Origin of the sequence: Mesorhizobium sp. C399B, assembly GCF_030323185.1 — a bacterium.
In the GTDB taxonomy this organism is placed as follows: Bacteria; Pseudomonadota; Alphaproteobacteria; order Rhizobiales; family Rhizobiaceae; genus Mesorhizobium.
On the sequence record NZ_CP100472.1, the window covers coordinates 3,139,444 to 3,165,020 of the forward strand.

Consider the following 25,577-nt stretch of genomic DNA (forward strand, 5'->3'; position numbering starts at 1 on the left):
GCTCTATCTCTTTGACCTTGGGCCATGACGCGTGATCTCGCCACGCTCGTCACGGCCGGGGTATTCACAAGGATGAACCCATAGTCGTCAACCGGCAAGCGGCAGCACAAATGGGCATCGGTCTGGGTTGGCGGTGGAGCACTGCCGATACGGGCGGCCGCGTGGCCGTGATTTGCGAAAATTCCCTCGTCCCGCCGTCTTCCTGCTATGATGGAGATGAGGAGGCGACCCATGAGCGAGAACCGTAAGCTGGCCGCAATCCTGGCTGCAGATGTGGTCGGATACAGCCGGCTCGCGAGCGCGGACGAAGATCGTACCTTGGCGCGGTTGCGGGCACTGCGCAGCGACCTGATCGATCCGATCATTGCAGTGCACCACGGGCGGGTTATCAAGCGTACCGGAGATGGGGCACTGGTTGAGTTTCGCAGTGTGGTCGATGCCGTGCGCTGCGCCGTTGAGATTCAAAACGGTATGGTTGAGCGCAATGCCGGCGTACCGCAGGAGCGCCGCATCGAGTTCAGGATAGGCATCCATCTGGGCGACGTGGTCGAAGAGAGCGATGGCGACCTGATGGGTGACGGCGTCAACATCGCCTCGCGTCTGGAGGGCGTTGCGGCGCCCGGCGCCATCTGCCTGTCCGAGGATGCCTATCGCCAGGTCAAGGCCAGGCTTGACCTCTCGGTCAGCGATCTCGGCAGCACACAGCTCAAGAACATCGCCGAGCCGATCCGGGTCTATTCGCTGCAAGTCGGCGCCGGGGCCAAGGCGGCCGCGACCTCGCAAACCGCGACGAGCCCTCCGGGTGCGGCAGCGCCGCCGAAACTGTCGATCGCCGTGCTGCCGTTCGCCAATATGAGCGGTGATGCCGAACAGGACTACTTCGCCGACGGCATCTCCGAAGACATCATCACGGCGCTGTCCAAACTGTCACAGCTCTTCGTCATCGCTCGCAATTCGTCCTTCATCTTCAAGGGCCAGAACGTCCATGTGCAGGATGTCGGCACGAAGCTCGGCGTGCGCTATGTCCTTGAAGGCAGCGTACGCAAGTCGGGGAACAAGGTACGCATCACCGCGCAGCTCATCGATGCAATTTCAGGCGGCCATCTTTGGGCGGAGCGGTTCGATCGCGATCTGACCGACATATTCGCCGTGCAGGATGACGTGACGCAGCACATCGTCGGTGCACTGGCGCTCAATCTGACCGAGGATGACCGTCTGCGGCTGGCGCCCGAACACCAGCGCAACCCGGAGGCGTATGACTGTTTCCTGCGGGGCCGGGAGCTGTGGCACCGGCTGACGAAGGACACGAACGTCGCGGCCCGCGAGCTCTTGCAGCGGGCCATCGAACTGGACCCGAAATTTGCCTCTGCCCACGCTTTCCTAGCCCTCACGTACGGGCTCGATTACCTCAACAGGTGGGGTGCGTCGGACTCGATGGCGCAATCGGAAGAGGCAGCAACGCGAGCGGTAACGCTGGATGACAGCGATCCCTGGGCGCACTGGGCGCTGGCATCGGCCAAGCTTTACACACGGCGGCACGATGAAGCCATCGGCGAGGTCGAGCGCGCGATAGCTCTCAATCCGAACTTCGCCGAAGCGCACGTCGCCCGCGGCGAGGCGCTGTATTATTCGGGTAGATCCGCGGAGGCGCTAGAGAGTTTCGCCCGGGGAAAGACCTTGAATCCATACTTCCCGGATGTGCTTCTGCACTTCCAGGCTTTGGCATCGTTTCAACTGGGAAGGTACGAAGAGGCCGTCGACCTCTTGCTGCAACGGCTGGCTCGCAACGCTGTCACCGACGTCTCGCGTGCGCTTCTGGCCGCATGCTACGGCCATCTGGGCCGTTTGGAGGAGGCCCATGCGGCATGGCAGGACCTGCTTCGCGTCAATCCCGCCTATTCGCTGGAACATCGTCGCAAGGTCTTGCCTTACAAGAACCCTGCCGATTTCGAACTGATGGTCGAGGGGCTCCGCAAGGCCGGCGTGGTGCAATGACGGGCTAAAGCCCGGCCGGATCAGAGGCCTGAGGCCCGGCCGATCTTGCACCATCGGGCGTTTTCGCGAACCGGTTTCAGGTCGTCGGTCGTCTCGGCAAATGTCCGCAACCGGTATTGCCGCAGCAGGTCCGGGAAGAGCGCCCCTTCCGGCAGGCCGGCAAGCTGCTCGCGGACCGAGATCTTTTCATCGATGACCCGCATGCCCCAGGCATTTTCCCGAACCTGCAGCTCGGCGGCCAGATCGCGCTCTTCTGGCGCGTTTTCATCAAGCGCAGCCAGCAGGATCGAGTGGAAAAGCGCGACATAGCCAATCTGTCTCAGGCCGCCCACAACCCGCACGCGCGGCAATATGGCAAGGGCAAGGAACATCAGGAACAAGTCCGGCAAAAGCAGGCCGTCCAGCAGTGCCTGCTGGAGATGCGGCCGCTCGAACGGGATGGAAAGACCATGCGGCCTGTCAGGCTCGATCAGCCGCCCGTTCTCGAGGACGAGCTTGCGCACGCGCTGCTCGCGGATGCCCCAGAAATAGTCCGTGGCATTGGGCAGGAACCTGCCAAATGGGCCCGATGCGGCTTCTTGCAAGGCATGGTCGAGACGCCGGCGCCTTGCGGGCTCGAGGAGCAGCCTGGAAAGAAGGCTGCCTTCATCTTCCAGATGCCGCGACACGACAGTCGCGGCCAGCCTATCATCGATGAAAACCGGCCGAGCCATGCCGGAACGATCCCAATCGGCGACCAGATCCTCGTTGAGTTCTGTCAGCGCATCGGCGGCGGTTGCAAACACCTTGTCCTGGCTGGCAAGCAGCGTGCCCAGCCAGCTTCTGGCATCCGTCTCATTGCCCACCGTTTCGAGCGCGCGCCCGTTGAGGGCGACGGGACCGGCCGCGCAGGCGCTTTTGCGGCACAGTTTGTGGCGCCCCATGCCAAACAAATTGACCTTGTCGTCGCCGACATCGAGCCATCCCGGCCCCTCCCGGCCGGTTGTCTCCATGGTCATGGTCGTTCCCATGAAGCCGAAAAAAGCCGACAGCCTGTTTTCGACCGCGCCGAGCCAGGCAAGCAGCAGGGCATCGAAGGTGATGCGATCCATCAGAAGCAGGCAGTGCAGGCCGGACTGGATAACCGGTCTGTGGTCGAATTCGTTGAGGGCCTTGCCGATCGCTTCAGGCTGCATGATCGCACCGAGGCGCTGCTGCAGGACGTCGCGCAGGATCGAGCGGGCAGCAATCGACGGGGCCGATCCAGGCCTTGCCACCGGCCGCCACAGATGGCGGGCATAATCGGAAACCGGTGCATTCCAGTTCTGCTCGATGTCACGCACGACCTCCGGGCAGAGCAGCGACAGCACGGCCAAAATGTCCACCGGAGGGGCAAGGGCAGGGACGGTGGTCATCAGAACCGCAGCCGGGCCATGCTCAGGAGGTCGTGGTACTGCCCGTCGGTAAAACCGGCCTTCACATGCCGGCCTTCGACCTCGAAGCCATGGCTTGTGTAGAGACGGATGGCCGGTTCGTTGTCGGCATAGACAGTCAACTCGACCCGCTTAAGGGCGCGCCAATTGTCGGCCACGTCAAGCAGCGCGCCTAGGATGGCAGAGCCGATGCCTCTGCCGACAAAACCATCGTCAAGGCCGATATTGATCTCGCCGATATGCGAGCGGCGCGGCGAACCCTGCGCGACCAGGCTGCCATGGCCGACAACCTTGCCGTCCGACTCGGCAACGATCCAGGTGGTTTCCGGGCCGGACTTGGCGATGCGCCGCTCCACCTGCTCCACCATCTCGAATGGCATCCTGAGTGTGCCCCAGCGGAAGCCCGGCATATTGAAGATAGCGCAAAGCGCCTCGGCATCGCTTGGCCGGACGGCCCGGAGCTGCGGCTGGATTTTCTCTAGGGGTGGCGTGCTGGTCATGGCTTTTCCGGCTACAGCAATTCCAGGAAAAGTGTGAGCGGTTTTCCGTCCGGAATTGCGTCAGAACAAAGGACAGAGGCAATATGCCCGGCACGATGCACCGGACGTCACCTGAAAATCCAGCCGTCTCTGCGACCTATGCCGATTGCGCGGCAAAATGCCGGGGGGCGGCGTAGAGTTTGAGGATACCGCTGATGCCGATCCAGCCGAAAAGGGCAAGCCAGCACAATGTCCCGGCCGCCGTCCAGTCGATCCGGTGCACGGCGGCGTCGGTGATGACGAGGCCAAGAACGGCAAGCAGGCCAACCAGAAACTGCGCCAGGCCGAGCACCAGCAATTCCTCACGCGGCGCACTTCTCCAGAGGAGATAGGTGCCGCCTGCACCCGCGAGGAAGATGGCACTGTAGACCTGGGCGTGGAAGGCATCGATCGGCCATGGCCAGAAGCCACCGAATGTCAGGGGAAACAGCAACAGGCCGACGCCGTAGGCCCCGAGGATCGTCATTTCCACCGGTAGGTAGGCGCGCCATGCGGGGTTCAAGATCACGCCTTTTGCAGAAGGGCGGGCCCTTGCCCGCCACAGGAACAGCCCGGATACCGCGGCTGACGCAAGATAGACCAGAAACCAGAGCCAGGGGGCTTTGCGCTCGAAGTTGAAATAACCGAGATTGATGAACGAAGCCGCCGACACGATGACGGTGAAGATGAAGGCCATGACCAGCACGAGCCTGCCGGGCGACCAGCGATTCCAGACCAGCAGCGCCGCCATCACTGCCATTTCGGCGGTGTAGAAGCCGCCGAGGAAGCGGGCATTGAACGGCGTGACGGCCCAGGGCCAGCGCGGCTTGACCAGCGCAGGCGCGAAAAACAGGCCGGCCCCAACGATCAGGACGATGATGACCCCCGCCGAGAAAAGGCGAAGGGCCGCCGGAAATGGCGGGTTGTCGCGTGTCGGCATGGAGAAAACCCCAGAGATGAATGCCCCATGGGCTATCATAGTTTGGAATTCAACAAATGGAAATTGACCTGTCACCAGGCTTGTCCATTCGAATGGCCGTACGGTCCGTTTCGCAGTATGATGGAGCGTTCGGGTCGAAGATCGGTCCGGCCAACACGCCTAGAGCCGGATGATTTCAGGTCTGTCCGACCTGAAATCTGAATCCGCCTCTAAATCAGGAAATAGAGCATGATGTCGTCCGAAAACCGCTTCACACTTTTCGGCATCATGCCCTAACGGCGCAATTTCCGGAGCCTGCACGATGACCGAAGCTCAGGATCTGTTCTCGCTTCTGCGGCAATCGACCGATGTCGATCCGCAGGCAATCGACGCAATCCGGCAAACCATCGCCGAGGGCAAGGACCGCGAACTTTGCCGGATCAATGCGCTGGCCTTCGCCAGCAAGCATGGCCTCGACGAGGAACGCACCATAAGCGCCTTTCTCCATGCGGCGCGGGTGGGCATCTTCGACATTTCCTGGAATGTTCTGTGCCCCGGCTGTGGCGGCGTGCTCGACACCAACGCCACGCTGAAAACCATGCAGAAGGACGAATACACCTGCGCGCTGTGCTCCCAGGGCTATTCGCCGACCCTCGACGAGATGGTCGAGGTGACATTCACCGTCAGTCCCCGCGTGCGCAGGATTGCCGCCCACAATCCACACGAACTGCCGTTGGTGGAATATTACCGCCAGATCTACTGGGCGTCCGGGGCCGATCTGCCGGACGAGGATCTGGCGGAAAAGATGGAAGCGTTCTCGCTGGAAGATATCGAGCTTGCGCCCGGTGAAAAGGCGGTTCTGCACATCCAGCTTCCGCCCCAATTCATCATCGTCTTCGAGCCGGTCACGCATTCGGCCCAGTTCATCGACGCGAAGGGCGAACCGGCAAAAGAGCGGCGAAACCTCTCTCTGGCCTTCGACCGCGACCATGTCCAGAGCCAGACGCTGGAGATGCAGCCCGGCCCATTGCGCATTTCGCTGGAAAACAGGACCGACACGCGCGTGCTGCCGACGGTCTTCATCGCCTGCCCGGTATTGCATGATTTCCTGGGCAAGCGCCGGCCCTTCGTGACCGCCAAGCGCCTGCTCACCAACCAGACGTTCCGGGATCTCTATCGCACGGATACGCTCGACATCAACCAGCGCCTGAAGATCACCAGCCTGACCTTCCTGTTCACCGATCTGCGCGGATCGACCGAGCTTTACGAGCGGGTGGGCGATCTTTCAGCCTTCGATCTCGTGCGCGAGCATTTCCAGGTTCTGCACGAGATCGTCGCGGCGGAGGCAGGCGCGGTTGTGAAGACGATCGGCGATGCGGTGATGGCGACCTTCGCGACGCCTGACCGTGCGATTGCCGCGGCGCTGCGGATGCGCGACGCCATGCGGGCGCTCAATGACAAAAGCGGGCGCGAGGACCTTCTGCTAAAGATCGGCGTTCATGCCGGCCCCTGCATAGCCGTGTCCATGAACGAGCGGCAGGATTATTTCGGCCAGACGGTCAACATTGCTTCGCGGGTCCAGAACCTCGCCAACGCACAGGCGATCTTCGCCACGCGTGCGGTGGTCGACGACAATCTCACTGCCGATTTGTTGCACAGGAACGCGCTGACGCCCGTGCCGCACGAGGTCTCGCTGCGCGGCATCGAGCGGGAGATTGCGGTCTATACGATCCCCTGAAGAGTTCTCTGCCGCTTACACGCGCTTGCAGAGGAAATAACGGTCGGCGGGCTCCGAAGTGGGCGCCGGGAGGTGTTGCAGCAGCGGGTGATCGAGCGGCGTGCCACTGACCGCGAAGCCGCCGACGCGAAGCAGGCTCGCAATCAGATCGGGAAGCCAGGTAGCGGTCACTGCATCGCGATCGTCATAGCCGGTGCCAATGTCGGCATGAACAAGGGCGGCTTCGATGCCAATGAACTTGCGGCCCGTCTCGCGTATTTCGCCGAGCACGAGGTTTTCAGCTTCGGGAATTGAGCTAGTGTGCGCGCCAACTTCGCGGTCGAACACCACGATCCGGCGCCCGGGCAGAAGCTCGCGCAGATGGTGGAATGTCCGGCCATTGCCGAGGCCGAGCTCAAGCACAAGCCCCTCCATCTTCGCCACATCGGGGCAGATTCGATTGAGAATGTCGCGCTGCGCGGTCATCCTGCTGATGAAATTATCGAGGCGACTCATATGCGATTGTGTGTCCTGAACCAGCAGCCCCGATCGAGGCTTGCTGCATATAAAGGCGAACGACGAACCCTGCAATAACGCAACCGGCCGCCGACAAGCGTCATACCGGGTGGAGTGTTCGGCAGGCCTCGCGGTGGAACAGCGATATCACTTGTAGGGGTCTGCGGCGTCCCGCAAGCCGTCGCCGAGGAAGTTGAACGCCATGATAACGAGGATGACCGGCAGCATCGGCAAAAGCAGCCATGGATAGAACGCGATCACGCTGACGCTGCGCGCCTCGGTGAGCAGGATGCCCCAGCTGGTTATCGGCGCCCTCAGGCCGAGCCCGAGGAAGCTCAGCGCCGTTTCGCCCAGGATCATGCCAGGGATGGAGAGCGTCGCCGTCGCGATCAGATGCGACATGAAGCCGGGAATGAGATGCCGCCTGATGATGCGGCTGCTTCCGGCGCCCATCAACTGCGCCGCCAGAACGTAATCCTCCTCGCGCAAGGCCAGAAGCTTTGAACGCACGGCCCGCGCCAGTCCGGTCCAGTCGAGCAGCCCGAGGATGACGGTGATGCCGAAATAGATCAGGATCGGACTCCAGGTTATCGGCATGATCGCCGCCAGGGCCAGCCATAGCGGAATGCTGGGAATCGATTGCAGGACTTCGATTATCCGTTGGACGATCAGGTCGAAGATACCGCCGTGATAGCCGGCCAGCCCGCCGATGACGATGCCGAGCAGGAAGCTGAAACTGATGCCGACGAGGCCGATAGTCAGTGAAATGCGTGCGCCATAGATCATGCGTGAGAGCACGTCGCGCCCCAGCCTGTCGGTGCCGGCCAGAAAGAGTTGGCCGTTCTCGGCAGGACAGACAAAATGCCTGTCACCTTCGATCAGGCCCCAGAACCGATAAGTGTCGCCCTGGCAGAAGAAACGGAGCCGCTGAACTTCGTCGTGGTTCTCGATGTAGTTCCGCTTGAGCGTGTCCATATCCAGCGTCATCTGGCGGCCATAGACGAACGGCCCGACGAACTCGCCATTGTGGAACAGATGCACGTGCTGCGGGGGCGCATAGATGTAGTCCATGTTGCGCGAGTGCAGATTGTAGGGCGCCAGGAACTCGCAGATCAGTATCCCGGAATACAGCACTGCCAGGAATATGCCGGATATAAGCGCAAGCCGGTGTTTGCGGAATTTCCACCACATCAGCCGCAACTGCGATGCCTGAAAGACCTTCGATTGCTCCGGCGTCATCGCCTCGACCGACTGCAGGTCGAAGGGCGCGCCGGAAATGTAGTGTTGCAGTGGAGCACCCGGAGCGGGCAGCGGCGAGTCCTGCTTCATTTGGTGCTGCCACCCTGCAAACGAATTCGTGGATCAAGCAGCGCCAGCGCCAGGTCGGAAATCAGCACGCCGATAACCGTCAGGAAGGCGAGGAACATCAGGAATGACCCTGCCAGATACATATCCTGGCTTTGCAGCGCCTTGATCAGCATCGGCCCGGTCGTTTCCAAAGACAGAACGATAGCCGTGATCTCAGCGCCGGAGATGATGGCCGGCAGGATCGAGCCGATGTCGGAAATGAAGAAGTTGAGTGCCATGCGCAGCGGATATTTGACCAGCGCCTTGAACGGATGAAGGCCTTTGGCGCGCGCCGTCACGACATATTGCTTGTGCAGTTCGTCGAGCAGATTGGCGCGCAGCCGCCGGATCATGCTCGCCGTGCCGCCGGTGCCGATGATCAGGACCGGGATCCAGAGATGGGCGAGGATCGACTTCGCCTTGGCCCAGCTCATCGGCTCGCCGAGATATTGCTGGTCCATGAGATGGCCGATGGAGGTGCCGAACCAGATGTTGGCGAAATACATCAGGATCAGCGCCAGCATGAAATTCGGAATGGCAAGGCCGAGAAGGCCGAAGAAAGTCAGGCCGTAGTCGCCCCAGCTGTATTGATGCGTGGCGGAGTACATGCCGATCGGAAAGGCGATGAGCCAGGTGAAGATGATCGTGACGAAGGAAACCAGCACGGTCAGCCACATTCGGTCGCCGACGACGTCGCGAACCGGCAGCTCATATTCGAAGGAATAGCCGAAATCGCCGTGCAGCATCCCGCCCACCCAGTAGAAGTAGCGAATGACCGGCGGCTGGTCGAAACCATATTCCTTGCGCATCATCTGGATGCGGTCGGAATCCACCGCTTCGCCCTGGGCCCGAAGCTCGGCGACATAGCTGTCGAAATAGTCGCCCGGTGGAAGTTCGATGATGGTGAACACCAGCGCCGATATGACCAGCAGCGTTGGAACCATCACGGCGATGCGCCAGACAAGATATCGAAGCACGCTCAGGAGCCTCCAAGCCAGAATGTGTCCGGCATGTAGACACCGAAATAGGAGGTCGGGTCGTAGCCGTAGAGTGCTTTGTCAGGCAGGTTGCGCAGCCGCGAGGATACCAGAATCGGCTGAAGTGTTTCGTTCACCGTACCGATAGAGAACACCTGATCGGTGTAGATCGACAGCATCGAGTTCCAGATTTCGGCGCGCTCGCTGGATTGGGTCGATCCGTTCCAGCGCTTGAGCAAAGCCATCAACTCGACCACTTCAGGAACATCGGGCGCCTCACCCATCTTGCCATGCGACAGATAGTAAGCGCCCCAGAGCGGCCATTGCAGCTGGTCGTCGATGGTGGGGGCCAACTGGTATGGATTCATGTCGGCGGTCGGCACGCCATTGTCGATGCCCGACGACATCGACATCAGGATCTGGCCGCCCAGCGCGCGGCTGCGGAAGATGTCGCGCTGCGAAGTCCGGATGAACAAAGCGATGCCGATCTTGCGCCAGTGATCAGTGATGAGTTCGAGCGCATCAGTTTCCAGCGTGCTTTCGCCGGCCGTTTCCACGATGATCTGCGCCGGGCGTCCATCGGGAAGTAGCCGCAGGCCGTCATCGTCACGGGCCTGAAGGCCGACCTCGTCAAGCAGGGCATTGGCCTGGTCGGGATCGTGGGCGACCCAGGCTTTCGCGAATTCCGGCCGGTAGAGCGGGCTCTCCGGCAAGACCGTGTCGGCGCTTTCCTGCGCCAATCCGTAGAACACGGCCATGTTGATCTCGCGCCGGTCCACAGCGAGCGAAAGGGCGCGGCGCACGCGCACGTCACGCAAAAGGCCACGCCACACCGGGTCGGCACAATTCAGATTGGGCATCAGCGCCAGGCGCGAACCCTGTGTGCGTTTCCACAGATGCATCTTCACCGGGTAGCGCTTCTCCGCGTCCTTCAGGAAGGAGTAATCGCTGAAGTCGATTCCCATGCATTGCAGGTCGCTCTCGCCCGCACCGGTCTTGGCGGAGATGATCGCCGACGAGCTGACATTCATGATGATCCGGTCGACATAGGGCAGTTGCCGGCCGTTCTCGTCTGTTCGATGAAAGAACGGGTTGCGCTCGAAGATGAACTGCTCGGCCGGCGGCTTGGTCCGGTTCTGCCAGGGGTCGAGTGTCGGCAGATCCGGGTTCTCCGGGCGATACTGCCGCGACATGCGGATGTGCAGGAGCGTCCATTTTGCGGTCCGGTTCTCCTTCATCAGGCCGGCGAGCCGGAATGGATCCTGATATTTCTTGTGGAACTGCTTGAGATAGGCGGCCGGCAAAACAAGCGGTGTCGGCGAAGCAGCGGCAAGCTTGGGCAGGAAGTCGGGATTGGGCGCATCCCAACTGTAGCGCACCGTCAACGGATCGACGATCTCGAAACGTGGCGGCTTGCCGTCCGCCAGCAGGGCAGGGGCGAGCCCGCCCTGCGAAAGCTCCTCGTTCAGCCACACATCTTCCCAGCAATAACGAAAATCCTCCGGCGTCAGCAGGCTGCCGTCTGACCATTTATGGCCTTCCCGAATCTTGAACGTGAAGACGCGATCATCCTTTACGTCGAAGCTTTCGAGAATGTCGGCTTGAAAGTTAAGCTTTTCGTCATAGCCGACCAGCCGGGAATACCCGTAGATCGTCATCATCCGGATATCTTTCTGGCTGCCGATGATCGTACGCAGCGTGCCGCCATACTGGCCGGGCTGCCGGCCCATCGCGGCGAGGTTCAACGCGCGCGGGCTTTTGGGCAGGCGCTCCGCGAGTGGCGGCAGAGCCCTGGCTTTCAGCTGCGGCTGAAGAAAATCCGGCTCCAGATCGCCGGCGCGCGCCGTGCCCGGCAGAAATGCCGAAGCCATGAGACCAAGGACAGTGCGGCGGCTGATCAATGGCGTAACTCGCTGACATCGGCCGAACGTCGGGCCAGCACGAGATGGCCGCCGCCGAGATCGAGCGGCGACAGCATATCCTCTTCGCCCTCGTCGCGGAATTGCGGGCCCCATGCGCTGGTGTCGGAAGCGCCGCCGAGCTTCAGCGTCTTGAAATCCATCGGCCGGTCGAGATCGGGGAAGGGGACTGCGGCGAGCAGTGAGCGCGTGTAGGGGTGGATCGGTTTCCTGAGCAGAATTTCGCGCGGTGCAAGCTCGACGATACGCCCGCCGCACATCACCGCGATGCGGTCCGCCATGTAGTCCACCACCGCCAGATTGTGGGATATGAACAGGTAGGTCAGGCCCAGTTCCTTCTGCAGGTCCTTCAGAAGGTTCAGGATCTGCGCCTGCACGGAGACATCGAGCGCCGAAACCGGCTCGTCGCAGATCAGCAGTTCAGGCCCCAGCGCCAACGCGCGCGCGATGCCGATACGCTGACGCTGCCCGCCGGAGAAGCTGTGGGGATAACGCTGGATGAAGCGCGGATCGAGCCCGATTGCCTGCATCAGGCTCTTGACCGTGGCTAGCCGGGACGCGGCATTGCCACGTTGATGGATTTCCAGCGGCTCGCTCAAGATGTTTTCCACGGTCATGCGAGGCGAAAGCGACGAGACCGGATCCTGGAAAACCATCTGGAGTTTCGCCCGCAGCAAGCGCAGGGCGTCTCCCTCGGCTTCCAGGACGTCGATCGGTCCGTCGCGGCCGTTGAAGATCACGGAGCCGCCGGTAGGGGTGACGGCCCGCATCAGGATCTTGCTGACGGTGGTTTTGCCGCAGCCGCTTTCGCCAACCAGGCCCAGGCACTCACCTCGCCTGATGTCGAAGCTGACGCCGTCCACGGCGCGAACAGAGATCTGATGGCTCCCGCTGAACCATCCGGAGTTGCGGATGGTGTAGACCTTTTTCAGATCCCTGACCGACAGCAGAATGTCGTCCGGCCCCTTCGCTTCCGGCGCCGTCTGCTTGCCCAGCAGGGTCCCGACATTCACCGGCACCTCGCGGAGCGCCTTCAGCCTTTCGCCAGGCTTCAGGTCGAAATGCGGGACGGCTGCCATGAGGCCCTTCAGGTAAGGGTGGCCTGGCCGGCGGAATATTGCCTCCACAGGGCCCGCTTCCATGATCTCGCCATGGTACATGACCACCACCTCGTCGGCGACATTGGCAACCACCCCGAGGTCGTGCGTGATCAGCAGCATTGCCATGTTGAGCTTGGTCTGAAGCCCGCGCAGCAATTGCAGGATTTGCGCCTGGATGGTGACGTCCAACGCCGTCGTCGGCTCATCGGCGATCAACAGAGCGGGCCGGCAGATAAGCGCCATGGCGATCATGGCGCGTTGCCGCAATCCTCCCGAAAGTTCGAACGGATACATGTCGTAGGCGCGCTTGGGATTGGGGAACCCGACGAGGCCGAGCATTTCCTCGGTCCGTGCCTTGCGCTCCGTCCGATCCATGTGCGTATGAATCTGCAGGGATTCGCTGACCTGGTTGCCGATCGTGTGCAGCGGCGACAGCGATGTCATCGGCTCCTGAAAGATCTTGCCGATGCGGCTGCCTCTCAACGCCCGGATTTCGGGTCCGTCGCGCGGCATCTGCAGGATATCCTGCGTCGTGCCGGGCTTTTTGGGATCGGAAAACAGGATACGGCCGCGAACATGGGCCGTGTTCGGCAAGATGCCCATCACGGCCTGGCTGAGAACCGATTTTCCGGAACCGGACTCACCGACAAGTGCGGTGACCTTGCCGGGCAGGACGCGAAGATTTGCCCGCCTGACGGCATGCAACGGTCCCCCGACAATGGCAAAAGAGATGCCAACATCCTCGATCCGCAGCAGATCAACGCCTGCATCCATTCCCACACCAGCCCCAATCTGGCGCCTCCCGACCGGCCCCAAAAAAGCAAGACTAGCGCATTGTCAGCGCAGAGCAACTTGGATTCGAAACGAATTCCCCGGCGACCGGCGGCCGGACAGCATACCAGGGCGTCCAGATCGGATGGTGGTGACTACTGGAGCTTCCTCCGGTCGCCCGCCGACAGCCGCGCGGCATCGCGATGAAGCAGCATGACCTGCTCGGCGTCCGATATCCGATCGTGAAACGGCTGCAGCGCAGCGTCTTCATCGAGTGCGAGAGCACCCGACAGATCGGGTGAAAGCACCGTCAGCTTCTGCTTGCTGCCCGCCAGTTCCTCCTCGCCGAGCGTCAGCCAACTGTTGGCCCCGCAATAGCCGGCGAAGTCCTTGCTGGCGAGAACGCTGTGCGGATATTTCTTGGTCAGGGTCTGGAGACGCTGGACCTCGTTTACAGCCGAGCCGAAGACCGAGAATGTGAGTCGGTCGGTAAGCCCGACATTGCCGAACATCACATTGCCGACATGCAGGCCGATACCAAATTTTATGTCGCCCAGTCCTTGCTCTTTTCTGCGCAGATTGAGCTCCATCATGCGCATGCTGGCCTTGTGCGCAGCCGCAAGAGCAGCCTGGCAGGCGATCTCTGACTGCGCGCGGTGCCTTTCGCAGGGGTAGACGGCAATGAATCCATCCCCCAGGAAACTCATGATCTGCCCGCCTTTGCGATTGAATGGTGCTGCGATGGCATCGAAAAACTGGTTCAGCGTATCGATATAGACTTCGCGGCCGGAGGTTTCGGCGAGCCTTGTCGACCCGCGCATATCGCCCATCACCAGCGCGGCCCGGATTGTGTCGCCCTCGCCGCGCTTGATCTGGCCGTCCAGCACGCGCCTGCCGGCGTCACCGCCGAGATACGTGGTCATCATGTTGTCGGCGAGCTTGGTGAGCACCGCCATCTTGCTTGCTATGGCGAGATGGTTCTGGATCCGCAGCAGCGCCGAAATCATGCTGTCGCTGAAGCCTGAAGCACTGTCGGTGGACCAGGACCCCAACATGCCCTGACTTGTATCGCCATTGAAGGGATGGACGAAAGCCATGTAATCGGTGACGCCCATAAGCCTGAGCTCATCGAAAACAGGAAACTCCGACCGCACCGACGGGTCGAGCCGGCGCCGCAGATGGTCGAGCTTGTTGCTGAGCAGATGGTAGTATGGGCTGGTTAGGAATCTGTCGGAATGGACGCCGTTCTCACTCCGGAAGCCTTCCACTTCCAGGCCTTGGCCGCGAATCCAGGTGAAACCGAGCGCGTCATAAAGCGGATGCAGCATCGAAAAGCTCAAATGCACCCGCTTCAGCGGCAGGCCGGCAGCAGCCAGCCGTTCACAAAAACCCTTGACCAATGTTTCCAGGTCGTCGCCCGCCAGCGCCGATTGGGTCAGCCAATCGGCAACCTTATCCATGAGAATGTTGGAAATTTCTGCTTGCGCTGTGCTCATGCTATCTCGAAACCCGTCGAAGACGAGCCATCTCCTTTGATCCGCAAAATTCTCGAAGTCAATGAAGCCGGCTTCGGGGGCAGAAGCCGGCGAAGAATATCCCGAATGACTGTCCTTGCAGGAAGCAAGCAGACGTCGACCGCACAAATCACCTGCAACACTATGTGGCGAGGCTGCCGGCGAAGTGCAATCCCGATCCTGACATCGCGCAAATAATTGGTCGGCTCAGGCACCGTTGGGCTCGCCGGGTCCCAAGAACCATGGCCGCGGCGCATTGCGGAAAATCGATTCCCCAAGCCGTCATCAGACCGGCGCCTTCGCCTTCAGGCTTGCGGCAGCCATTGCATAGCCGCCGGCGGCGCCATCGATGAAGTGAACATGATCGCGCTGCAGCGGCGAGATGACGAGGCATGTCATCAAGGCCGACTTCTGGCGGTGCAGGCCATAGTTGCAGATGCCGGCCTCTTCCGCTTGTTTCAGCCGGTTCTCGATCCGCTGCAACACATCCGCGTCGACGTCGATGGTCATCTTCAAGCCGTCGTCGAACTTGCGGAAATCCGAATTGCTGGCCACCTCGCGCTTGTAGACCTTCGGATCGAAACCGCCGATCGTCCAGCCCAATTTGTCGGTGACGGCCGTAAGCGTCATCAGGAAGATCACCCACAGCTTGGCCAGCCACCGCCGCCCCGGCGGCGCCGTGGCCCGTGCCTCGACATCGAGACCGGCGGGCAAGAGACTATAGGCCGGACCGTCCACCGGCACCGGGTGGCCATCGCGCTCCTGCCTGCCGGCAAGGGTGATGATGTCGGAAGCCAGAAACTGGAAACCACGCAAGTCGCGCGATGCCCCGGGCACGGCTATGATCGAGACAATTTCGCCATGCCGGGCTTCGATCGGGTTCCAGCGGCAGGAGAGGCCGGTCAGATCCGGCCGCGCGCCGGCCGGGGCGGGGTCGACGCGGTAGCGCCCGGCTTTCATTTCGGCTTCCGCCCAACTGCCGCCGCCGCCGGCGAACATGGCATAGAAGGCTGCTTCAGAGGCCTGGAACCTCGCCACGCGAACGTCGAGGCCTTGCGCTCTTATGTCCTTTATCGGCACGATTGCGGCACGCAAGGTCAGGTCCAGTTCGTCCGCCACCCATCTCTGGACAGAAGCCAGCGCGTTACGGGCGATCTCCAGCGCCGAGCCGGGAAACGCCACGAGCGCGCCGTCGCCGCCGAAGACGAAGGGAAGATCTTGCCGGCCCAGTGCATTGAGCAGCGCCGAAATGACGCTGGCGCCGGCCATATTGACGGTTTTGTAGCGCCCGGCTTCGATCGCCTTGGTCGAGCCGACGATGTCGGCGGTGGCCAGCGCCCAGCCATCGGGGAGAGGCCGATAGTTGTCGATATCGGCAACGCTTTCGAACTTTGCGAAGACCGGCAAAGAAGCGACGAACGGGTCGGACGCGACAGCTGTTTCCATAAGCATCAGATAGCACATTCCAGCGCTTGAAGGTGAAGTCGATCATGCCTCGAAATTGACTTGGGCAGGCTTTGCGATGATAGGATCGCGCGATGCGAATTGCCTTCTACGCCCCGCTGAAGTCGCCCAATCATCCCGTTGTCTCCGGCGACCGCCAGATGGCACGGATGCTGGTCCAGGCGCTGCAGCATGGCGGGCATAGCGTCGAACTGGCATCGGAGTTGCGCTTCTATCTACGCCAGCCGGAACCGAAAAGTTTCGATGCGCTCATGATCGAGGCCCGGGACGAAGCCGCGCGACTGACAAGGCTTTGGGACCGTGACGGCAAGCCCGATCTCTGGTTCTCCTATCATCCCTACTACAAGGCGCCCGACCTGATCGGGCCCGAGCTGGCGTTGGCCTTTGCCGTCCCCTATGTGACGGCCGAAGCCTCCTATTCCGAACGGCGCAACGCCGGTTCGTGGGCCGATAGCCAAGCATTGGTCGCGCGAGCCATCGAACAGGCGGCGCTGAACATCTGCTTCACGCAAAGGGATCGCCAGGGGCTGGCGGATGCTGTTCCCCACGCCGCTCTCGGTATGCTTTCACCCTTCATCGACACATCGGCATTCCACGAAATGCCGGTACTGGATTATCCGACGCGCCTCGTGACCGTCGCCATGATGCGCCCGGGCGACAAGGTCTTGAGCTATCGCATGCTGGCGCAGGCGCTCGGGTTGATCGGCCATCTCCCCTGGACGCTATCGGTCGTCGGGGACGGACCTGCCCGTGACGAGGTAAAGGCGCAATTCGCCGGCTTGCCCGCCGACCGTATCGAATGGCTTGGCGCCATCGAGCCTGCCGCCGTGCCGGATGTCCTTTATCGCGGGGGAATCTACGTCTGGCCGGGTTACGGCGAGGCCTATGGCATTGCCTATCTTGAAGCACAGGCCGCCGGCCTTCCGGTGGTGGCTCAGGACATTGCCGGCGTGCCGGAGGTCGTGCGGCATGGCCAGACCGGGTTTCTCACCCCGCCGGGCGATGTGGGGGCGTTCGCTTCGGCCATCGCAAGGCTTCTGGCCAATAATGACGAAAGAACCATCATGGCTGCAGAGGCCAGACGTTTCGTTCTCGAAGAACGCTCTCTCGGTGCTGCAAAGGCCCGTCTGGCGGAACTTCTCAAGATGATCCCGTTGTCATGACGTCCGACCCGATTTGGCAGCCTCTGGTGGACGAGCTGGCGCATCGGCAACGGTGGGGCCGCAAGGCAGAGTTCTGGCTGCGCGACGACGACGCCGTGGATCCGACGCCGGCGCTCGATCGGTTGCTCGACCTCACCGGTGACTTCGCGGTTCCGGTCACTCTGGCCGTCATTCCGGCCCAGACCGACGGGAAGCTTGTCGTCCGGCTTGACGCCGCGCCGCATGCCACGGTCGCCATTCATGGCTGGGCGCACCGAAATCATGCGCCCGAGGGTCAAAAAAAGCAGGAGCTCGGCGCGCATCGGCCACGCGAGGTGGTGCTGGATGAGCTGGCCGGCGGGCTGTCGCGTGTAACCGGCCTGCACGGCGCACGTGCGGTTCCGATGCTGGTGCCGCCCTGGAACCGGATCGACGCCGGCCTGGTACCCGACCTCGGATCGATAGGATTTGCGGCATTGTCGGTGTTCGGGCCGCCAAGGCCGGCTTCCTTGGCGGTCATCAACAGCAATGTCGACATCATGGATTGGCATGGCACGCGCGGCTGCCGCGATCATGGTCTGTTGGTTCAGGCCATCGTCGCGCAATTGCAGCGTGCATTCGACGGCGGCGAACCGGTCGGCCTGCTCACCCACCATCTCGTCCATGATGAATCGGCATGGCTTTTCCTCGAACGGCTGTTCACGATCACCGCGCGGACCGAAGCCTGCGCATGGCTTCCGATCAGCACATTGACCGAACGCAGCGCCGGAAAATAGCTCAGCGCTTTTTGTTCACTGAAGTTGGGAATGTGAGCGTCTGGCCATCCCGCGCCGCAAAAGCGCCGGCAAACCTGTCCTTGGCCAGTTTCTCCATCTCGTCCAGCTCATCGTCGGTGCGTGCCGGATCGTGGTGAAACAGCGCAAGCCCGCGCGCGCCGGCCGCCTCGCAGAGCTTGACGCCCTGTTGCCATGTCGAGTGCCCGTTGCCGCGGTAGCGCTCCATTTCCTCCTCGGTGTAGGTGCAGTCGTAAATGACGAGGTCGGCATCTCTGATCAGGCCGAGCACCGCCTGGTCGAGTTTGCCCGGCTCGTGCTCGGTGTCTGTGATGACCGCCACGACGCGGCCCCCCCATTCGACCCGGTAGCCGATGCAGCCGCCCGGATGGGTAAGACTACCGGTTCGTACAACAACTCCTTCGCGTGGCCGAAGCAGGTCTCCGGATGCGAAATCGCGGCAGTCGAGGCTCGCCTTGCAGACACCGAGTGTCACCGGAAACCATGGCGGCCGAATGAATTCATCGACCATCTGCCGCGTCGTCATGCGTCCAGCCAGATGCCCGGACCAAAGCGTAACTTTGATGCCTCGTTCATAAATAGGCTTGAAAGCCGGCAGCCCGATGATGTGATCGTAATGGCAATGGGTGAAAAACAGGTCGAAATCGGTGACGCCCGCCGCCCGAAGCGTCCTGCCGGCAGGCCGCAAGCCGGAGCCCGCGTCGAACAGAAGCGTATGCTTGCCGCATTGCATCTCGATGCAGATCGTGTTGCCGCCATAGCGAGCAAATTCTGGCCCCGACACCGCAATGCTGCCGCGCACGCCCCAAAACCTGACAAGGAAGAAATCGTCGTCCATGCACCCTTTCGCCCATCGTAGCCAACCAACTGCTGCCAGAGTCGTTCCAGGAAAGGTGTGACACGGTTCCGGAAACTGCATCAAAACAAAGAAACAGAGCGGCTCGCCGCTTCAGTGCAACTGTGAATCGCTCTCGGCCGTTCGTGCGTCGATCAGGTCCGCGGTCGTACTGCTTAGCCTATCGGCAAGAACCCGCAATATCTCGATGGTCATTTCGGGAAACTCCTTCATAAGCCTCAGGAAATGGTCCTTGCGGATTCTCAAGGCCTCCAGCTCACTTGCCGCTTTGACGGTGGCAGTACGGGAGCTGTTGCACAATATGGCAATCTCGCCAACGATCGAATTTGGCAGCAATTCAGCAACTTTGATCGGCCCATTGTCGGAATCGACCAGAATATCCGCGCTGCCCGAAAGGATGACATAGGCGGCGTCTGCCTCGTCGCCCTGCCGGAAAAGAATCTGGCCGGCACTGTAGTTCACGCGATCGGACGTGAACGCGAGCAGCTTGAGCTTTGTCGGCTCGATGCCAGAGAACAAGGGAACGCGTTGCAGCATTCCAACTTCATCCTTGAGCAGCATTGTCGCAAACCTTCCTGAATTCGCGTTTGCCAGACTATGACACAAGTTCCTTGAAGATACCGTTTCCCGCCAAGAGTGTCTCGTGTGTTCCGTCTTCCACCAATTGGCCTGAGTCAAAGACCACAACCCGATCGAACATCGCCGCCATTGCCGGATTCGTCACCACCCACACAATTGCCGGCGAATGGCCGTCGCGTCTGGCTTCGTCGAGCACATTCCGCAACACCTTGTCCTGCACGCGCTGGTCGAGCGCCGACAGCGGCCGATTGAGAATGAGGAAATCGGGACGCTTGAGCAAGGCGCGGGCAACATCGAGCTTCTGTCGCTGTCCGCCGGTCAGCCGCCTGCCGGCGGCGCCGACGTTGAAGTCCAGGCCGACATCCAGAAGCTCGGCATAAAGCCCCAGTTCGTCAAGAATATCATAGACGATGGAGCGAATGCGGTCCGGCGCGTCGGGATGGTTGTTGCCGACACGCCCGAACAGGACGTTGTCCATGACGGTGGCCGCGGCGATGTATTTGTCAGGGTCAAACCGTTCGACAGCTTTCTCCAGCTCGGCCGGCAGGTTTCCATAGAACTGGTTGCGTGCAGCGATGATCTTGCTCATCAGCTCGTCGGTCAAGAGGCCGAAGCGATGCCGGGGCTCGATATAGGCAAAGCTCAACGTGACCATCATGGCGCGGTCGTTCTCCGAAACCGCATCGTAGGGGCGATTCTTGAGCCGTTGCAGCAAGGTTTCGTAGGCGGGTATCTCCTCGGCGCTCATGAAGGCGAGCTGCTGGAAGAACTGGTGTTCGGGCGGCAGGTCGGCAAACAGCTCGATCGCCTGTTCGGCGATCTCCATGCCCATTTCGTAGAGCGTGCGGTCGAGGCCGGCTTGCTTCAGCACGGAAGCAAAATAGGGATTGGACGCCAGTGCCTTGTGAGCCAGTTCGGGGCCGGCCGCGGCGCCGAAGAGCAGGTTCTGGCCGATCGTCGCTTCCTTGTTGTAGGCGCCCGGTTCAAAAGGAACCACCAGCGCGCTCAGGCCTTCTTCCTCCAACCGGGTTCGCAGCGCCGCACGCAATTCGACGATCCGCTCGGCAAGCTTCGTGTGGCGCTTGAGGTCGGCCGAAGAGCGCAAGCCAAGATCCAGAATGTCGCGCGACAGAAGAACCGCGTCGAGCACCCGGCGCACGGCTTCGAAGAGGTCGTGCGGGCCGGTGGCGCCGGCGGAGGCATAGTTGATCCAGTCGCTGCGGATATCGAGATCCGGATTGCCCGACCGGCGCGCCTCGTCGATATTCCAACGGTGCTGGTCCGCCGCTGCGCCGTCATATGTCACCGATGTCAGCGGCGCATGCTTCAAACCGTAGAGCAAATTGTCGCGCAGGCTTGCCTGGAACAGGAAAACATCCGACGAAGCGTAGGACATGCGCCGGCCGGTCACGGCTTCGGGGAGATCAAGCAAGTCATCGGAGCCCGAAACGATCCTTCCGCTGTCCGGCCAGGTCAGCCGCGCAAAGGCTTCCGCAAGCGCCTCCGCTCCCCCTGTTGCGGTGCTGACCAGAGCCACCGTCTCACCCGGCTTGACCTCGAGCGAGATGCGATTGAGGAGCATTGCGCCGCCATCGTCTGCTATCGACAGGCTGACCGCCGACAGCGGCTTGGTCATCGGATCGGGATCGTCGACCGTCAGTGCTCCGATTTCCGGCGCGATGATATTCTCGACGGTGAACTGTTCGACGACCTGCTGATATTTGACCTGGACATCCTGCCGGTCCTGATCCCAGTCGATCAGTTCCTTCATCGGTCCGGGCAAGTCCTTGTAAGCGCCGATCACGGCCACGAGCTGGCCGACATCCAACCTCCCCTGGATGACCAGATAGCCACCGATCATGTAAAACAGAAAGGGCGTGAGCTGCGCGAGAAAATTGTTGAGGAACTTTACCATGAATTTCCATTGGTAAAGATCGAAGCGGATTTTAAAGATGAGCCCGAGCCGGGCTGCTATGTCGGCGCGCTCGTAGTTCGACGTATCGTGGACGTGAACCGCGCCGATGCCGTCGACGATTTCGCCAACCCGGCCTGAAAGCGCGCGCGCCGTCAACTGCCGCTGGCGCCCGAGCACGAGCAGCCGCCGCCGCATTCGCGGGATAAGCACGATCTGGATCGCCACGATCACGACCGCTATCATTCCGAGCCAGACGTTCTGGACCATGATGAACAGCATGGCCGTCAGCGCCTGGCCGCCGAGCAGCACCGGCTGCAGGAAGGCATCGCCAATGAAGCCGCCCAGCGGCTCCACCTCGTCCTTCACCATGGTCGCCACTTCGGCGGATTTCACCCGCTTGAAGTAAACCGGCGGAAACCGCAGCACACGATCGACCAGATCGAAACGAATACGCCGCAGCATGCGTTCGCCGAGCCGGCCCTTGTAAGTGTTGATGTAGAGCTTGAACAAGCCGTTGATGACGACCAGCAAGAGGAACACAAGGCTGAGCGCAAGCAGGGTCGAGGTGCGGTCCAGTTGAAAACCGGAGAAGAACTGGACCTCGCCGATGAACGGCAGGTTATAGTGCAACCGCATGAATGGCAGGGTCGCGCCCGGTTGCTCGAACCCCTTGCCCTGGATCGGGCCGTTGACGATCAGCTTCGGCAGGTCGAACGACATGAAATACGGGACCATCGAAAGCACGACGATCATCAATATCCAGAGCTGCTGCTTCCTGGTGTGCGTCCAGATATAGCGGGCTAGGCTGGTTTCCATATGCGATTGTCAGTTTGAAGGATGCGGAATGTAAAGGCACCTGCTGGCAAATGGTGTATCGGCCATGTCTTCGCCGCCAACGACGAGCTCAAAGCGGCAGCTGCGCGCCAGGCGGATGGGCGCCGATGGTCCGGACAAATGCAATCGGCCTCCTCCGGTCAATGGCGAAACGGGTTGCGGCACAGTCGCGTCCGCAAGTCGAACAGGCTTGCAAGAGGCAAGATTGCGTTGTGTCGCCCGAAATCCCAACATAGAAGACGAATATGATGGATGTCACGCAACCACGCAATGCCGGCATGGGTGGGCATGAGCAAGCCCTGGATCTCACGCGGGGAATTGCCGCCTATGTCGACCACCCTCTCGTGGCCGGGCTGGCGCGCGTCATCGCCAAGCATCCGCAGGCCGATATCGCCAATGCCTTCAACCACAAGCAGGTCGCCTGCAAGATGTGGGCGCTCGACAGGCTGTTCGAAAGCTGCGGCGGCCGGTTCGAGCGCATATGGGTTCTGGGTGGATGGTACGGCGTATTGCCGGCGATGCTTTTCAATGACGCCCGCTTCGACATCGGGGCGATCGACAGCATCGACATCGATCCCGAAGTCGGCGCGGTCGCCCGGACACTCAACCGGCAAGCCGGCGAGCGGTTTCAAGCGCTGACGGCAGATATGTACGCACTCGACTATGGCGCCGGCCGACCCGACCTGGTGGTCAATACGAGCTGCGAACACATAGCCGATCTCAGCGCCTGGCTTGCCCTGCTTCCGCGGGGTACGAACGTGCTGCTGCAGTCGAACGACTATTTCAGCGAGCCGACGCACATCAACTGCGTGGCGTCACTTGCAGCCTTCGAAGCAATGGCGGCGCTGCGGCAGATCAGGTTCTCCGGCGAATTGCCGACAAAAAATTATACACGCTTCATGCTGATTGGAACTGTTTGAAGCGCTCGCGCAGGATTTGCGCCGAGCGCCGCGCCCCTTCCAGATCGAGACGATGCGAGGCTGGCGGCGGTCCCGCAAGCGCCTGCTCGATCGCATGCGCCAGACCTTCAGGCGTCAGGTCCTGTTCCGTCAGCACCGTTGCAAGACCGAGCTCTTCGAGCATCAGAGCGCGACGCGTCTGCTCGGTTTCCCCGCCGGCTGCAAATGGAACGAGCAGCGAGCGACACCCCGCGCGCATGACATCGCAGACCGTGTTGTAACCCGCCTGCGAGACCGACAGGCGGGCGCCGGTCAGCAGGCTGGCGAAATCCTCGCGGAACCGGAAGATGGACAGGCGTGGGGAGGCATCGCGTGAAATCGCGTCAAACTCGTCCTTCGGCAGGTTTGGGCCGGTGATCAAACACCATGTCCAGGCGTTGTCGGCATTTCGCGCCGCCGCGACGGTGGATCTGACAAGGCTCTTTCCGGCCGCCCCGCCGCCAACCGACACCAGAACGTCGAAGCGCTCTGAGGCCGCTTGCGCCGGCGGCGCAGCAACGAGCCCGGTGTAGGCGACCTCGGCCCTGATCGCCCCAGCCAGCGGAAATGTCTTGTCGATGGTTGCGAAAGCCGGATCGCCATGGACCATGACAAGATCGAAATGCCTGTTGACGAGATCGACCGTTTCTTCGTTTCGGCTCGGCTTCACGCGCTCCTGAAGGATGTCGCGGACGGACGCCGCCAGCAGCGGTCTGGGCGATGTCGCTTCGATGGCCTCGATCAGTGGCAAGAGTTCGAAACGCATCTGCCGGCGTCCAAAGGGAAACGCCTCGATAATGACGATGTCGGGCCTGTAATCCCGGAAAGCCTGCAGCAGCATCTCTGAGCGCCGCCTCTTGAAATCATCGTCGATGGCTTTGCCCTGCAGGTCGACAAGTCCGGAAAATCCTTCGTCACCGGAGGTGACAGGCGGCAGGGTCACGGATTTTACACCCGATCCCGGAAATCCCGCGATCGGCGCTCCGCCGGTCACGACGGTGACGTCGAACCCGTCATCGACCAGAGCCGCCGCAATGCGGCTGGCGCGCGCGAGATGGCCGATGCCGAGCAGGTGCTGAACATAGAAGAAAGCGCGCAGCCGCTTCATTCGGCGGCCCGCCACTCCCGCTCGAACAGTTCCTTGAGCTGTCCAATGCCTGCCACATGGTCGAAATTGCTTCGCACGCGCCGCTCCGCGGCGTCGCCGAGGCGGGCGCGCAGGACGGGATCGCGGATCAGGCGCTCCAGCGCCTGTGCCAGGGCAGTCGGGTTTTCCGAGGGAATCAGCAGCCCGGTTTCATCCGACGATAAAAGCTCCGGCACGCCGGAAATATCGGTCGACACGCAGGCAAGCCGCTGGCTGGCCGCCTCCACCAGAACATTCGGCAGGCCGTCCCGGTCGCCGTCCGCGGTGATCCTGCAGGCCAAAGCGAAGATGTCGGCGCTGCGGTAGTGCTCAAGCACCTCCTCCTGCGCCAGCGCGCCTTTCCAGGAGACGCGCCCCTCCAGCCCGAGCCTTTGCGCCAGCGCCTTCAGCCGGTTCAGTTCCTCGCCGCCACCGATATGCTCGAAACACCACGCCAGATCGCCAGGCAAGAGGGCAAGAGCCTCCAGCAACGTATCATAGCCTTTCTTTTCAACGGCGCGTCCGACACTCAAGATCATGACCGGTTCGGCCGGCGCCGAGCCGTCACGCTGTTTTCGCGCCTCGCCGAAACTGCCGAAGCGGTCAAGGTCGAGCCCATGATAGCTCAGATGCACGGACGAACTGCCGTTGGCGAGTTTTTTCAGATGGTCGAAGCCGGTTTTCGTGCACGTGACCGTCCAGCGCGCCGAGGAAAGCTTGCCGGCCAGATCCCAGTCCGCCGACGTCCAGATGTCCTTGGCATGGGCTGAGCAGCTCCAGGGCAAGCCACGAAGCTGGCTGGCATAGCGCGTCACAGATGCCGGCGTGTGCGCGAAATGGGCATGCAGCCATCCCGCGTCTTGCGGCCATTCGGCGGCCAACACGAGCGCTTGCCCGAAGCGGCGCGCGCGATTGCGGGTAAAGTCGCGGCGGATATCGGCAGCCAGCGATTTGAGCGCGCGCCAGAAGCCAGGCCGCGGCAGACAGGCAAACAGCGACCGAAGCACGCGCAGCGGCTCTCTGTGCAGATATTCGGGTAGATAGTGGACGGGGGCCTTGATCTCGTCATGCACGGGATGACGTTTTGCGTCGGTCGGCCGCCTGAGCGCGAAAAGTATCAGGTCGAACCCCGCACGCTCGAGACCGAGCAATTCCTGCGCGATGAAGGTTTCCGACAGCCGCGGATAGCCCTTCAGAACCACGACGATCTTGCGGTGTTGCAAC

General features: G+C 61.6%; 20 protein-coding genes. 5 read left to right on the forward strand and 15 right to left on the reverse strand.

From position 1 onward, the window contains the following. Positions 1-231 precede the first annotated feature (231 nt). Positions 232-1,995, forward strand: a complete 1,764-nt coding sequence (locus NLY36_RS15040) for an adenylate/guanylate cyclase domain-containing protein (protein WP_023736732.1) — start codon at positions 232-234, stop codon at positions 1,993-1,995. Between the two features lie 20 nt (positions 1,996-2,015). On the opposite strand, the gene NLY36_RS15045 is transcribed toward NLY36_RS15040, so the two are convergent. From NLY36_RS15045 to NLY36_RS15055, 3 genes are all read right to left on the reverse strand, one after another. Then, positions 2,016-3,389, reverse strand: coding sequence for a hypothetical protein (locus NLY36_RS15045; RefSeq protein WP_031249371.1), 1,374 nt, complete (start codon positions 3,387-3,389; stop codon positions 2,016-2,018). Then, positions 3,389-3,907: a GNAT family N-acetyltransferase gene (locus NLY36_RS15050; protein ID WP_023672131.1), complete on the reverse strand. Its 519-nt coding sequence runs from the start codon at positions 3,905-3,907 to the stop codon at positions 3,389-3,391. Before NLY36_RS15050 ends, NLY36_RS15045 begins: the two co-directional genes overlap by 1 nt. 136 nt (positions 3,908-4,043) lie before the next feature. Further along, the gene (locus tag NLY36_RS15055; RefSeq protein WP_023736730.1) at positions 4,044-4,865 is read right to left on the reverse strand and encodes a hypothetical protein; all 822 of its coding nucleotides are present in this window, start codon (positions 4,863-4,865) and stop codon (positions 4,044-4,046) included. Between the two features lie 301 nt (positions 4,866-5,166). Here NLY36_RS15055 and NLY36_RS15060 point away from each other — a divergent pair, with 301 nt between their 5' ends. Continuing rightward, positions 5,167-6,582 carry an adenylate/guanylate cyclase domain-containing protein gene (locus NLY36_RS15060; protein ID WP_023685078.1) on the forward strand — a complete coding sequence of 472 codons (1,416 nt, stop codon included), beginning with the start codon at positions 5,167-5,169 and terminating at the stop codon, positions 6,580-6,582. Between the two features lie 15 nt (positions 6,583-6,597). On the opposite strand, the gene NLY36_RS15065 is transcribed toward NLY36_RS15060, so the two are convergent. The 7 genes from NLY36_RS15065 to NLY36_RS15095 all read right to left on the reverse strand — a co-directional run bounded on the left by NLY36_RS15065 (position 6,598) and on the right by NLY36_RS15095 (position 16,169). Next, the gene (locus NLY36_RS15065; RefSeq protein ID WP_023736729.1) at positions 6,598-7,077 is read right to left on the reverse strand and encodes a class I SAM-dependent methyltransferase; all 480 of its coding nucleotides are present in this window, start codon (positions 7,075-7,077) and stop codon (positions 6,598-6,600) included. 147 nt (positions 7,078-7,224) lie between these two features. Then, a complete protein-coding gene (locus NLY36_RS15070; RefSeq protein ID WP_031249370.1) occupies positions 7,225-8,406 on the reverse strand; it encodes an ABC transporter permease in 1,182 nt (393 codons plus the stop codon). Next, the gene (locus NLY36_RS15075; protein ID WP_023672136.1) at positions 8,403-9,401 is read right to left on the reverse strand and encodes an ABC transporter permease; all 999 of its coding nucleotides are present in this window, start codon (positions 9,399-9,401) and stop codon (positions 8,403-8,405) included. The genes NLY36_RS15070 and NLY36_RS15075 overlap by 4 nt, the downstream gene beginning before the upstream one ends. Positions 9,402-9,403: 2 nt before the next feature. Continuing rightward, on the reverse strand, positions 9,404-11,302 hold the full coding sequence (locus tag NLY36_RS15080) for an ABC transporter substrate-binding protein (RefSeq protein WP_023736728.1): 1,899 nt from the start codon (positions 11,300-11,302) through the stop codon (positions 9,404-9,406). Next, positions 11,299-13,194, reverse strand: a complete 1,896-nt coding sequence (locus tag NLY36_RS15085) for an ABC transporter ATP-binding protein (protein WP_023736727.1) — start codon at positions 13,192-13,194, stop codon at positions 11,299-11,301. The genes NLY36_RS15080 and NLY36_RS15085 overlap by 4 nt, the downstream gene beginning before the upstream one ends. A gap of 152 nt (positions 13,195-13,346) precedes the next feature. Then, entirely contained in the window at positions 13,347-14,687 is a 1,341-nt protein-coding gene (locus NLY36_RS15090; protein ID WP_023672139.1) for an adenylate/guanylate cyclase domain-containing protein, read from the reverse strand. A 303-nt stretch (positions 14,688-14,990) separates the two neighbouring features. After that, positions 14,991-16,169 (reverse strand): DUF3095 domain-containing protein, encoded by a 1,179-nt coding sequence (locus tag NLY36_RS15095; protein WP_027050460.1) that lies wholly within the window; start codon positions 16,167-16,169, stop codon positions 14,991-14,993. A gap of 74 nt (positions 16,170-16,243) precedes the next feature. Here NLY36_RS15095 and NLY36_RS15100 point away from each other — a divergent pair, with 74 nt between their 5' ends. Together NLY36_RS15100 and NLY36_RS15105 are read left to right on the forward strand one after the other, a co-directional pair. After that, positions 16,244-17,332 (forward strand): glycosyltransferase family 4 protein, encoded by a 1,089-nt coding sequence (locus NLY36_RS15100; protein ID WP_023685074.1) that lies wholly within the window; start codon positions 16,244-16,246, stop codon positions 17,330-17,332. Then, entirely contained in the window at positions 17,329-18,087 is a 759-nt protein-coding gene (locus NLY36_RS15105; protein WP_023685073.1) for a polysaccharide deacetylase family protein, read from the forward strand. The genes NLY36_RS15100 and NLY36_RS15105 overlap by 4 nt, the downstream gene beginning before the upstream one ends. 1 nt (position 18,088) lies before the next feature. Here NLY36_RS15105 and NLY36_RS15110 read toward each other — a convergent pair whose 3' ends face one another. From NLY36_RS15110 to NLY36_RS15120, 3 genes are all read right to left on the reverse strand, one after another. After that, complete coding sequence (locus NLY36_RS15110; RefSeq protein ID WP_023692895.1) at positions 18,089-18,943, reverse strand: MBL fold metallo-hydrolase; 855 nt, start codon at positions 18,941-18,943, stop codon at positions 18,089-18,091. A 111-nt stretch (positions 18,944-19,054) separates the two neighbouring features. Further along, on the reverse strand, positions 19,055-19,522 hold the full coding sequence (locus NLY36_RS15115; protein WP_023672144.1) for a cyclic nucleotide-binding domain-containing protein: 468 nt from the start codon (positions 19,520-19,522) through the stop codon (positions 19,055-19,057). Positions 19,523-19,556: 34 nt separating this feature from the next. After that, positions 19,557-22,271, reverse strand: coding sequence for an ABC transporter transmembrane domain-containing protein (locus tag NLY36_RS15120; protein ID WP_023698117.1), 2,715 nt, complete (start codon positions 22,269-22,271; stop codon positions 19,557-19,559). A gap of 266 nt (positions 22,272-22,537) precedes the next feature. Between NLY36_RS15120 and NLY36_RS15125 the strand changes: the two genes are divergently transcribed. Then, on the forward strand, positions 22,538-23,209 hold the full coding sequence (locus tag NLY36_RS15125; RefSeq protein ID WP_081727413.1) for a class I SAM-dependent methyltransferase: 672 nt from the start codon (positions 22,538-22,540) through the stop codon (positions 23,207-23,209). On the opposite strand, the gene NLY36_RS15130 is transcribed toward NLY36_RS15125, so the two are convergent. Both NLY36_RS15130 and NLY36_RS15135 read right to left on the reverse strand, forming a co-directional pair. Next, entirely contained in the window at positions 23,187-24,335 is a 1,149-nt protein-coding gene (locus NLY36_RS15130) for a glycosyltransferase family protein (protein ID WP_023706791.1), read from the reverse strand. The two genes, NLY36_RS15125 and NLY36_RS15130, sit on opposite strands and share 23 nt — an antisense overlap. Next, on the reverse strand, positions 24,332-25,576 hold the full coding sequence (locus NLY36_RS15135) for a glycosyltransferase (protein ID WP_023736726.1): 1,245 nt from the start codon (positions 25,574-25,576) through the stop codon (positions 24,332-24,334). Before NLY36_RS15135 ends, NLY36_RS15130 begins: the two co-directional genes overlap by 4 nt. Position 25,577 lies beyond the last annotated feature (1 nt).